Genomic DNA, 11,277 nt, shown 5'->3' on the forward strand with positions numbered 1-11,277 from the left:
CACGCCGGGCAGTACGGGGTCTTCAGAGGGAGTCGAGCCAGTCCACGAGGCGGGCTCCCTCTCGGGTCATGATGTCCGGGTCTCGCAGCGCATTGGCCAGGAGCGACATGCCTTGGTAGCCGGAGATGAGGGTGACGGCGAGGTCGTCCGGGTCGGGCAGGCTCATGAGGCGGAACTGGTCTCCGGCCCAGTCGAGCAGCCGCCGGATCACCGCTCCGGCTTCCGCGTCGAGGACCCCGTCGGCGCGCTTGCCGAGCTCGACGGCCAGGGTGCCTGTGGGGCAGCCGTAGCGGGCGGCGACGTTGCGCCGGTCGACCCACCCTTCGACGAGGGCCTTGAGGCGGTCGCGGGGATCGGGCAACTCCTCCAGCCGACCGGTGACTTCGTCGAGGTGCGCGCCGTGCTCGGACAGTGCGGCCCTGACCAGTTCGTCCTTCGTCTTGAAGTAGTAGTAGACGTTCCCGACAGGGACGTCGGCTGCGCGCGCGATATCAGCGAGGGTGGTGCGTTCGACGCCCTGCTCGTGCAGGACCTGGGCCGCAGCCGTCGTGAGCCGTCGGCGCTTCTCGGGTGCCCGCACCCTCGGCCTTACTGAGTCAGTCACCCAACTAACTATAGACAACCCCCGGCGGGCCCGTGCTACCGTCCAACCAAGTCAGTCAACTAACTAACTTCTGGGGATCGCGATGATCGTAGTGACGGGCGCGACGGGCAATGTCGGGCGAGCTCTGGCCGAGCTGCTCGCCGAGGCGGGCGAGGAGGCCGTTGCCGTCTCGCGGCGCCCGCTGCTCACGGGACTTCCGGCCGGGGTCCGGCATGCCCGGGCCGATGTCGGGAACTCCGCGAGCATGCGGCCGGTCCTCGAAGGCGCCGACGCACTCTTCGTGTTGCTGGGCGGCGAGCTGAACAGCCGGGGCGAGAGCCCGGACGCCCTGCTGGACGTGGCCGGGGAAGCCGGAGTCAAGCGGGTGGTCCTGCTGTCCTCGCAGATCAACTCGACCCGCCCGCAAGCCCCTTCGCACACCCGCCTGCGCGCGTTCGAGGCCTCCGTGCGCGCGTCCGGACTGGACTTCACCATCCTGCGCCCGAGCGGCTTCGCCTCCAACGCGTTCGCCTGGGCCGAGCCGGTGCGTACGCAGCGCACGGTCTTCGCCCCCTTCGGCGATGTGGCACTGCCCGTCATCGACCCTGCGGACATCGCGAGGGTCGCCGCGGTCGCCCTGCTCGAAGACGGCCACGCGGGCCGTACGTACGAGCTGACCGGACCCGAAGCCATCAGCCCGCGTCGGCAAGCGGCGGTGATCTCCGAGGCCCTGGGCGAGGAGGTGACCTTCGTAGAACTGTCCCGCGAGGACGCCCATGCCCACATGGCGCGGTTCATGCCGGCCGAGGTCATTGACGGCACCCTGGACATCCTCGGCGTCCCGCTGCCGGCCGAGCAGGCGATCAGCCCCGACGTGGAGAAGGTCCTCCGGCGCCCTGCCGGCTCTTTCGGCAACTGGGTCGCACGCAACCTGCCGGTGTTCCAGTAGAACCCGCCGCACAAACCCCCACCCTCCTCTCCCCCGGGGGCCCCGCCAGACAGTCCCACACCGAACGGCTCCCTGCGCCGCCTGGCAGGTTTGGCATGAGCCTGCCACTCTTCCTCCGAACGGTTCACGAGGCAGGTCCACGCCACAGGAGGCTGATGAACATGCGCGTATTCGGTCGGGGCAGAGTGCGGACGGCGGCACTCGCGCTCCTGGCGGCCGCGGCACTGGCGGGCGGCACGGCGACGACCGCCCCTGCCGCCGCGGCCGCCCACACCGCGAAGAAGGGGCCGACCTCGGTGGCCTACATCGAGGTGAACAGCAACAGCATGCTCAACGTCGGCAAGTACACACTGGCCAACGGCGGCGGCAACGTATTCGACGTTGCCGTCATTTTCGCGGCCAACATCAACTACGACACCAGCAAGAAGTCGGCGTACCTGTACTTCAACGACAACGTGCAGCGCGTCCTCGACAACGCGCAGACCCAGATCCGCCCGCTGCAAGCAAAGGGCATCAAGGTCATGCTGTCGGTACTCGGCAACCACCAGGGCGCCGGATTCGCCAACCTCCCTTCCAAGACGGCGGCCACGGCGTTCGCCAAGCAGTTGTCCGACGCCGTGAGCAAGTACGGCCTTGACGGCATCGACTTCGACGACGAATACGCCGAGTACGGCAACAACGGCACCGGCCAGCCCAACAGCAGCTCGTTCGTCTACCTGGTCTCCGCGTTGCGCGACAGCATGCCGGGCAAACTCATCTCCCTCTACAACATCGGCCCGGCGGCATCGCGACTGTCCTACGGCGGTGTGAACATCTCGTCCAAGTTCAACTACGCCTGGAACCCGTACTACGGCACCTGGGGCGTTCCGGGCATCGCGCTGCCCAAGTCGGCCCTGTCGCCGGCGGCCATCGACATCACGGCGACGCCCACGAGCACCGCGTCGAGCCTCGCCAAGCGAACGGTCGGTGAGGGCTACGGCGTGTACCTCACCTACAACCTGGACGGCTCCGACCGGCACACCTACATCTCGAGCTTCACCAAGCAGTTGTACGGAAGCGACGCCGTCTACACCCCGTAGGACCCCGGACCGGTGCCCCCTCAACAGGCATGCCTTCCAAGGGACTTGGGGTCAGCGACCGGTCGTTCCGTCGATCAGTCGCGGAGGATGTCCGCCTGGCCCGCGTGGCGGCCCGTCTCCTCGATCATGTGGGCCAGCGCCCAGCGGGTGCTGGGAGCGGGGCGTCCCGGCCGTTGCCGGGGAACCGGTGCGCCGAGGTCGGTGCACCGGTCCAATACGGCGTTCGCGCGCTCCACGGTCTTCCGGTAGCGAGCGACGACGTCGGCCACACCGTCGCCCGGCGCGGCCTCGAACGCGGCCTGCCAGTCGGTGACTTGGTCCCCGAGGAACATCGCGCGCTCCACGAAAGTGAGGTGGTTGAGCAGGCCGATCAGGTTCGTGCCCGACGGCACTCCAGCCGTTCGGACCTGCGGTTGTGGGCAACTGGCGACCTTCGCGGCGACCGAGGTCCGCAGGTGGTCGAGGAAGCCGCGCAGGGTTTCGGTCCCGCTGCTTCCGGTCCGGGGCGGCGGAGTGTCACGAGGCATGTTGGTCTCCCCCTGTCCAGTGGGTGGGAACACGCTCCGGGCCACATCCATAGCCCCGCGGCCATGGGCGTGGGGCGGGCGCCGAAGTGGCGCGAGCTCCATACCGTCAGCGCGTCAGGAAAGCACCCAGCGCGGTGATCAGCGCCGCCGGATTGTCCTCCTGCACGTTGTGTCCCGCATCCGGCACCACCACGAGTTCTCCGTCGGGAATGCGCCCCACCAGGCGTTCGGCGGTGGGCTGTGACAGCACCCTGCTGCGACCGCCGCGTACCAGCAGTACCGGCAGGCCCGTGAGCTGCGCCGGGAGGCGCTCGATGGCGGCGAGAATCGCGGGGAAGTCGGGTGGTCGCGGATCGCCCTTCGGCACCCAATCGCCGTTGGGCGCACGGCGGAACAACGTATTCATGCGGTAGGCGACGCCCGCACGGTCGGCCCGCGGATTCACCTGCATCGCGGCGTCCACCACCGCGTCGAGTGCGGCGACCGGACCAAGGCCTGCCATGAAGGCCCGCATGCGCCCGGTGCTCTCGAAGTCGACGCCGGGCGCGACGTCGATCAGCGCCAGCCGCTCGACGCGACCGGGGTGGGCGTCGGCGACATGGGCGGCGACCACGCCTCCGAGCGACATGCCGGCCAGTCGCACCCGGTCCAAGCCGAGGTGGTCGGCCGCGGCGACGACGTCCTCAGCCATCGTGCCGATGCGGTAGTCGTCGGACCAGTCGCTGTCACCGTGGCCGCGCAGGTCCAGCGCGACGAGCCGCGCCGCACCGCGCAGACCCAGGCAGACGAAGTCCCAGGTACGCGCGCTCAGTCCGCCTCCGTGCAACAGGAGCACCGCGGGCCCCGGTCCGCCCCAGTCCAATCCGTGCGACCGGCAGCCCGCGCGCGAGTAGAAGATCTCGGACGGCGGTGCCGCATCGTGGACCCGCACCCCCTTCGATGCCGCCAGCGCGGTCATCGACGGGACCGTGGTTCGTCCGTTCATCGCGGCACCCCATTACCTTGACCCATCAAGGTAAGCATCCCTGCCTTGATGGGTCAAGGTAAGGTTGGCGGGTGGCCAACCGCGTACGACGCACACCCGATGAAGCCAAGCGGCTGATCCTGGAAGCCGCGGGCAGACTGCTCGCGGCGGGCGGCCCCGCGGCCGTGCAAGTGCGGGCCGTGGCGGCCGAGGTCGGCGTGTCCGATGCCGCGGTCAACCACCACTTCGGCACCCGCGAACAGTTGCTGTCGGCTCTGCTGCGCTTCGGCGGGACGAAACTCAAGTCCCAACTGCACGCCGTCCTGGGCGCGTTGACCAAGGGACCGGCCGACCCGGCCGAACTCGTACGCCTGCTGGCCGCGCTCTATGCCGACGGCTACGCCGAACTGGCCCTCGCACTGCACCAATCGGGCTGGCGCGACACCGGAAGCGGCATGCTCGACGAGATCGTGGACCGCCTGCACGCGCAAGCACAGGCCGATTGCGCCGCCACCGGCCGGACACCCCCCACCCGCGAGGCGATCCAGCTCACGGTGGCCGCTCTGCATCAAGCCGTTGCGACGGAGCCATTGTTCGGCGGCGAATTCCGCCGAAGCGTGGGCCTGGACGCGGCCGCGCGCGATCGCATGCTCGACTGGTGGACCGAGACCCTGCGCGCGACCGTCGCCGGTGTCAGCCCGCGCTGAGCGGAGCGGTCGGCTCGGCGTCGAGCTGGTGGTCGGCCCAGACGTAGGTTTCCGGAAGCAGGTCGGTGATGGAGACGGTGCGGAGCCGATCCCCTGATCCGACGATGACGTTCAGGGCCGGGAAGTAGTCGAACAGGACCTGGCGGCATCGGCCGCACGGGGAAACGACCCCCCGGTCGCGGTCCCCCACGGCGACGATCGTGTCCAGCTCGTACGCGCCCTGGGCGGCCGCCGCGCCGATGACGACCAGCTCTGCGCAGGGGCCGCCGGTGAAGTGGTAGGCGTTCACCCCGGTGATGACCCTGCCGTCCCGGGCCCGGGCAGCGGACGCCATGGTGTGGTGGTCACCGCGGCACCGGGTGCGCGCGATCCGGGCCGCGGCCTCGATGAGTTCATGGTCGACGGGCTGGGGAGGTGTGGGCATCTTCTCGGCTTTCGTACGGTTTCGGGCTACGGGCGGCCAACGCGCCCCGATGCCGGTGCACCATAGCCGTTGCCCGGGAAGCGGCTACAGGACTGTGCCGTCCGCGGTCGGCAGCTCGTGGAGGGCGGTCACCGTGCGCACATGGCGCAGGCTCGGTGCCGCACGTCAGCTCTTCCAGCAGCCGCGTGCCGCCTTCGCCGGATCCTGGACGGTCAGGAGGCGAAGGACCTCTCCAGGCGGGGAATCAGGTCTCGGAGGTCCTGTTCCCAGCATCCGCCGTTGTGGCCGCCGTTGCACTGGGTGCCCCAGGCCGCGCCGTCGCCGTAGTCGACGTAGTAGTAGGACATGCCCAGCGCGTCCATGCGGTCCTTGACGTGTTTCGATGCGCCTTCGAGCCAGAACTCGGGCTCGAAGGCGGAGCCGCGTCCGTTGCCCACGTAGATGGAGACCCCGACTCCCTTGAGCTTGTCCATGTGCTGGGACGGGTCGACCTCGTTCCAGCGCCAGTCGGCGTTGAACACCGGGTAGGGCGAGCCGAACAGGGCGTCGCTGTCCACGCCGGGCTTGTAGGGGTCGTTGTTGGGGTCGCAGACGCCGGAGGACGAGCCGCAGATCACACCCTGCGCGTCGATGAGGGAGGCGACGGTGGCCAGGCGCAGGTCCATGGAGTCGGCCGACATGTCGATGTCTCCCGACAGGGACGCGGTCTGGCTGAACAGTTCGGGGTGGTCCTGCGCGTAGTGGAACGCCCCGAACCCGCCCATGGAGACTCCGGCGATGGCCCTGGCCTTCTTGGTGGCGACGGTGCGCAGGTTCGCGTCGATGAACGGGATCACCTGGTTGAGGTGGAAGTTCTCCCAGTTCTGGGCACCGGCCGCGGTGTTCTGGTTGAGCCAGTTCGCATACCAGCCGCGAGCGCCGCCGTCCGGGACGACGGTGATCATCTGGTTCGAGGTGGTCAGCGCCGGATACGTCTGCTGGATGGGGTCGTCGGGAGAGCCGTGCAGGAAGTACAGCACGGGGTAGCGCCTGGCCGGGTCGTCGTAGTAGCCGCTCGGCAGGATGATTTTGATGTGGTGCTTGCCCGCGACCTCGGGCGTGGTCACGGTGATGTAGAAGTTGGTGGGACCGCCGGTCGCCGTGCCGACCTGGGTCAGGCCGAACCCGTCCGCCATCGGCGGCGGCGCGGTGCGGTCGGCCGCCTGTGCCGAACCCGCCGGCAGGGCCATCCCCACCAGGGCGGCCATCAAAGCCACCACCATGCGCCATCTACTCGATTTCTTCAGCACAGCAAGCCCCCTCGTGAGCGTTGTCGTTGAGCGCGCGGAACGTATCGGGAGGCGATGACATCCCGATGAAATGGCACGCCGGAGACCGTCGTCGAGGTCCCGGCGTGCCGCTACGTCCCGGTCTCAGTCCAGGACCTTGACCTCCAAGGACGGCGATGCCGCGATCTGGTCCTCCGTGAACCGCTCGGTCACCCACTGGCCGGCTGAGAACAGCTTGGTCTGATCCGCGTAGTGCGGCGAGTTCGGGTTCGCCGACTGGGAGTAGGCAAGGACCGAGGACGTCTGGGGCGGCCCGTCGGCGGTGAACCGTACCGCCTGGACGAAACTCGACCCGAAGGTGATGTCCAGCTTGCCGTCGACCACACCAGGCGTGACCACGTTCAGCACGCCCAGTTCACTGATCGATCCGTGGACCGGGATCTGCTCGCCGTTGCGGGTGATCTTCTGGACGTCCGACAGCGGCGCGTTCAGCGGAACTCCCGCGTTGCGCAGTGCGAGCACCGCCCGGCCGAACGCATCGCGCACCGCGGAGCTTCCGGGGTCCAGGGAATTGGGTGTGTGTACCGGGTCCTTGGGATCGAAGGGGACCTTCCACGGCAGTTTCTCGATGGCCTGCCCATTGAGCAGGAAGGCCCAGTAGTTCTCGAAGAGCCAGGATCCCCGGCTGTCCGCCGAGTAGTCGTGGTCCTTCCAGGCGGCGAGGATCGGGCACGCCTCGCTCACGTTGACCAGGTTGCCGTCCACCAGGATGAGCCCGAAGGGCTGGCTCCGACACATCGTCACCGTGGCGTCGAGCGCGAGGTCGGCCGCCCTGCTGTTGTCGGCGAACAGCAACTGCCGCATGTTCTCCGGTGTGAAGCCCCTGCCCGGCAACCCGTCGGTGCCGTTGATCCGGTGCTGCGCGGTCAGGATCAGCTCCTGGGTGCGCAGCGACCGCGGCGCGGCGGCGTCGCCCAACACCCTGGGGTACGACAGCGGCTGCTCGGGGTTGGCGAGCCAGGCACTGTCGTTGGCGTTGCCCACGAAGTCGGACCGGATCAGACGCGGCTGCTTGTGCGGGTCGAGGAGCCCCGGTGCGACCGCGTTCGGGTCGTCGGGCCAGTCGCATGCGCCGCGCTTGCCGTCGAAGATGGAGATCGGCGGGACGTTCGGCAGCCGTAGTGACTGGTTCCACAGCAGTTTGCCGGTCTCGGTGAGGCACGCCTGTGCGTGCTCGTCGGTGATGTTCGGGGTGGCCTGGATGTCCGCGTACAGCGCGTTGCCCTTGCGGTCGGAGGCGACCGTGTTGAAGAAGGGGATGCCCTGCGTGGCCTCCAGGGTGTTCACCACCTGGTTGACGTCCTTGGCCTGGTCGAGGTGGAACCAGGTGTTCATGGCCCGCAGGTTGTCCATGTTCGCGTCGCGTACCGCGTGCGCGCTGACCACCCACGGCAGTGGGACACCTTGCACGGATGCGGTGATGGGGCCGTACCGGGTGGACCACAGCGTCCTGCTGACCTTGCCGAGGGAGCCGTCCGTGTTCCGCACGTCCACACTGACCTGCTGCGAGGTCATCTTCTGCCAGGTGCCGTCGACCAAATAGTTGGTCGGGTTCAGCGGGTCCACCTGCACGTCGAAGAGACCGAACGGAGCCACCGTGGCGACCGTATGGCTCCAGGCGACGTCGTCGTTGTGCCCGATGTTCACCGCGGGGAACCCGAGCAGGCTGGCCCCGGAGACATTGATCCGTCCCGGGATCGTCAGCTGGCTCTGCCACATGCGGTTCTTGCCCTGCCACGGGAAGTGCGGGTTGGCCAGCATCATGCTGGTGCCCGAGGACACCCCCTGGGAACCCACCGCCAGCGCGTTGCTGCCCATGCTCTGCTGACGGCTGACGGCCATCGCGTCGCGGATCTTCTCGGCGGTCTGCTCGGGCGATGACGCCTTCGGTGCGGCGGCCGACGCCCCTGGGGGCTGCGCGGTCACCTCGCCGTTCAGGAGCGGATCGGCGCTGCCCATGATGATCTCGGCGTGCGCGTGCCGGTAGACGTCCAGCTCCGTGATCGGCTTCACCCAGGCCGCACCGCGGCAGGCCGGGTCGGAGATGTTGTTCACGCCCGTCTCGGCCAGGTACCTGTTGTATCCCTGCACGTAGCCGTGAATGGCCTCTTTGACCTCCGGTTCCGGCCCGTTGGGTGCGGGCTGGTCGAGCAGCCGCTCCACCACGCGGTTGTCGTTCATGCGCTGGAAGTACAGGTCGCTGTTGAGATTGGTGGTGGTGTTCTGGGTCTCGCCGGGGCTCGCCCTGCCATCGGGTCCCAGATAGCGGGACCTCTGGGCGTTGACCATCAGGTAGGTGTCGGCCAGGGTGCAGATGTTGTCCTTGGCGGCCGCGTATCCGTAGCCCGTTCCCAGCCCCTCCCAGTTCGAGGCGATGATGTGCGGGATGCCGTATTCCGTGTAGCGGATGGTCGGCTTGTCCGGGCCCTGTGCTGCGGCCGATGACCCGGCGCCGGGCGACCCGGCGGCCGTCATCGTGCCGATCACCGCCACCGCGGACACGACCGCCATCGGCAGCCTCGCTCTGAATCTCCTCCGCGCCATCGAGCCGTCCTTCCCCTGTGATCCAGGCCCTCGCCTGAACGCGGACACGGTAGGGAGGACCGATGAAATCCGGATGGAGCAGCCGCCCGGGCATCGCCTGCCCAGGGCGTTTCCGTCCGTGCCCCGGCAGGCGGCCCGCTCGGGCGCGGCGGGTTTCATCGGGATGTCATCGGCCGCTGCCACTGTCGTCCGGTGACCTTCGCCGACGGCGTTCCGCATCGGGAAGCGGACGCGTAGGCCAACTACATGGGGAGGATCCAATGCGAGCCAGCAGGATCAGGGCCGCGTTAGCCGGGCTGCTGCTGACAGTCGGGGTTTCGGCTGCGCAGGGGGCCACGGCGCAGGGCGCCACCGCGAAAGCGGCGGCTTCGTGCGACGGCACCTACACGATCGTTGTCGGGGGCACGTGGAGCACGTGGGACAACGACCGGTTCACGGGCAACATCCAGCAGCACGTGGGGTATGCCAGCCAGGTCCCCAGCGGTCCGAGCGTCCGGTCGGGCGTCAACGAGCTCAACCGGCTGGTCCGAGACCAGCGTGCCGCGTGCCCGGACCAGCACGTCAAGATGGGCGGGTACTCCTTGGGTGCCGCAGTCGTGCACGTCTGGATCAGCGAGAACTGGAGGTCGTTCGGCAACGTCAACGCCATTCTCCTCGCGGACCCCAAGCGTCAGGGCGGTCCCGGCACCAACGGCAGCGCCGCACCGTTCGGCGGCATCATCGGCCCCCCGCTCTCGGGCAGTGACCGGGACTTCGGCAACGTGCCGGTCAAGTCGATCTGCTACTGGGACTACATCTGCGACGAGTCCGCCGGCATTTGGACCTACCCGAAGAACCACAATGACAACTACTGGCCGGACTTCAACATGGATCACCACAACGACGACGCCAACGAGCAGTGGTACAACGGCGCCTGGTACCCCTGGTAACCACGATCAGGCGTGAGGCAGGGGTAGGGGCCACCGTCACCGTGGCCCCTACCGCGACGAAGCCGGTCCGGCGGTCACCGCGTGGCTCTGGTGAGGCCCAGGCCCGGCTTCGTCGCCGCTCAGGATCATCTGGTACGTCCGTCGCAGCATCCGGCTGGGCGGAACCCCGAGGTCGGCGGCGAGCCGGCGGCGGGTGCGGTCGAACACGTTCAGTGCGTCGGCCTGTCGGCCGCTCCGGTGGAGGGCGTGCATCAGCATCGCGGCCACGGGCTCGTTCAGGGGGTGCGCCGCGGTCAGGGCGAACAGTTCGGCGATGGCTTCGCAGTGCTGGCCGAGCCGGAGCTGCCACGCCAGCTTCTGCTGCATGACGGCGATCCGCCGCTCGGTGAGCCGCACCCGCTCCAGCTCGGCGAGCGGCCCGGGCAGGCCGGCCAGGAGCTCCCCGCGGAACAGGCCGAGCGCCTGGCCGCACAGCCGGACCGCCTCGGTCCCATCGCCCGCCCGATCGGCCGTCCGGACGGCGGTGAGCAGTTTCTCCAGTCGCACCACGTCCACGTCGGCCGCGCCCGGGGCCAGCCGGTAGCCGCACCGGTCGTGCTGGATCACGGAGTCCGGCCTTTCGCCGATCCGCAGGGCCTTGCGCAAGCGGTAGATGTACACCGGCACCACATTGGTGAGCGGCGGCTCCAACCCCCATACGCCGTCGAGCAGTTCCTGCTGGCTGACCGTTCGCCCCGCGCCCAGCGCGAGCGCCGCCAGTACGGCCTGCTGGCGGAGGTGACCCAGGTTCAGGGGCCGCCCGTCCTGCCATGCCTGGAGCGGTCCGAGCAGGGAGATCCGCACGTTCGGCTCGGCCGCCCGGCCGACGGCGGTGCGCGGCGCCGGTCTCGACTCCTGCGTACGGGGGCCGTGGCCGGGAACGACCAGGCCGCAGTCGAAGGCGTGGACGATGGCGGCGGCGCGGTCGCGCAGCCCGAGCTTCGCGAGGATGCGCGCGAGGTGTCCGGCCACGGCGTCCTCGGGGATGGCGAGGTCGGCGGCGATCTCGTCGTCCCGCAGACCGCAGCCGACGGCCTGCAGCACCCTGCGCTCCTGCTGCCTGAGCAGGGTGACAGCAGTCGGCCGGCGGCTGGCGGCGGTCGTCGGCATCGCTGCTCCCCGGTCTTGTCGGTCTGGACGCGATCGACAAGGTAGTGCGGGAGTACCCGGGCAAGGCATCCGGAATGATCCGGGGTGACGCGCC

10 protein-coding genes and 1 pseudogene are annotated in these 11,277 nt (G+C 69.0%); 4 read left to right on the forward strand and 7 right to left on the reverse strand.

Features of this window, described 5'->3' with window-relative positions; all coding sequences use genetic code 11:
- Window positions 1–22 precede the first annotated feature (22 nt).
- Entirely contained in the window at window positions 23–604 is a 582-nt protein-coding gene (locus IE206_RS01050; protein ID WP_189959635.1) for a TetR/AcrR family transcriptional regulator, read from the reverse strand.
- An 82-nt stretch (window positions 605–686) separates the two neighbouring features.
- Here IE206_RS01050 and IE206_RS01055 point away from each other — a divergent pair, with 82 nt between their 5' ends.
- Entirely contained in the window at window positions 687–1,532 is an 846-nt protein-coding gene (locus IE206_RS01055; protein ID WP_189959637.1) for an NAD(P)H-binding protein, read from the forward strand.
- 161 nt (window positions 1,533–1,693) lie between these two features.
- A complete protein-coding gene (locus IE206_RS01060) occupies window positions 1,694–2,611 on the forward strand; it encodes an endo-beta-N-acetylglucosaminidase H (RefSeq protein ID WP_189959639.1) in 918 nt (305 codons plus the stop codon).
- Window positions 2,612–2,662: 51 nt separating this feature from the next.
- Here the strand turns inward: IE206_RS01060 and IE206_RS01065 are convergent.
- A pseudogene (locus IE206_RS01065) lies at window positions 2,663–3,138 on the reverse strand (DinB family protein).
- Window positions 3,139–3,244: 106 nt separating this feature from the next.
- The gene (locus tag IE206_RS01070) at window positions 3,245–4,096 is read right to left on the reverse strand and encodes an alpha/beta fold hydrolase (protein ID WP_189959641.1); all 852 of its coding nucleotides are present in this window, start codon (window positions 4,094–4,096) and stop codon (window positions 3,245–3,247) included.
- 98 nt (window positions 4,097–4,194) lie between these two features.
- On the opposite strand from IE206_RS01070, the gene IE206_RS01075 reads away from it, so the two are divergent.
- Window positions 4,195–4,809 carry a TetR family transcriptional regulator gene (locus IE206_RS01075; RefSeq protein ID WP_189959643.1) on the forward strand — a complete coding sequence of 205 codons (615 nt, stop codon included), beginning with the start codon at window positions 4,195–4,197 and terminating at the stop codon, window positions 4,807–4,809.
- Here the strand turns inward: IE206_RS01075 and IE206_RS01080 are convergent.
- From IE206_RS01080 to IE206_RS01090, 3 genes are all read right to left on the reverse strand, one after another.
- On the reverse strand, window positions 4,796–5,233 hold the full coding sequence (locus IE206_RS01080; protein ID WP_189959646.1) for a cytidine/deoxycytidylate deaminase family protein: 438 nt from the start codon (window positions 5,231–5,233) through the stop codon (window positions 4,796–4,798). The genes IE206_RS01075 and IE206_RS01080 overlap by 14 nt on opposite strands.
- A 212-nt stretch (window positions 5,234–5,445) precedes the next feature.
- Window positions 5,446–6,495, reverse strand: a complete 1,050-nt coding sequence (locus IE206_RS01085; RefSeq protein WP_373300848.1) for an alpha/beta hydrolase — start codon at window positions 6,493–6,495, stop codon at window positions 5,446–5,448.
- A gap of 150 nt (window positions 6,496–6,645) precedes the next feature.
- Window positions 6,646–9,072, reverse strand: a complete 2,427-nt coding sequence (locus IE206_RS01090; RefSeq protein ID WP_444545496.1) for a penicillin acylase family protein — start codon at window positions 9,070–9,072, stop codon at window positions 6,646–6,648.
- 293 nt (window positions 9,073–9,365) lie between these two features.
- On the opposite strand from IE206_RS01090, the gene IE206_RS01095 reads away from it, so the two are divergent.
- Window positions 9,366–10,034 carry a cutinase family protein gene (locus IE206_RS01095; protein ID WP_189959651.1) on the forward strand — a complete coding sequence of 223 codons (669 nt, stop codon included), beginning with the start codon at window positions 9,366–9,368 and terminating at the stop codon, window positions 10,032–10,034.
- A gap of 48 nt (window positions 10,035–10,082) precedes the next feature.
- Here IE206_RS01095 and IE206_RS01100 read toward each other — a convergent pair whose 3' ends face one another.
- Window positions 10,083–11,183, reverse strand: coding sequence for an AfsR/SARP family transcriptional regulator (locus IE206_RS01100; RefSeq protein WP_189959653.1), 1,101 nt, complete (start codon window positions 11,181–11,183; stop codon window positions 10,083–10,085).
- Between the last annotated feature and the right edge of the window lie 94 nt (window positions 11,184–11,277).

This window comes from Streptomyces violascens (assembly GCF_014649955.1).
Classification (GTDB): Bacteria; Actinomycetota; Actinomycetes; order Streptomycetales; family Streptomycetaceae; genus Streptomyces; species Streptomyces violascens.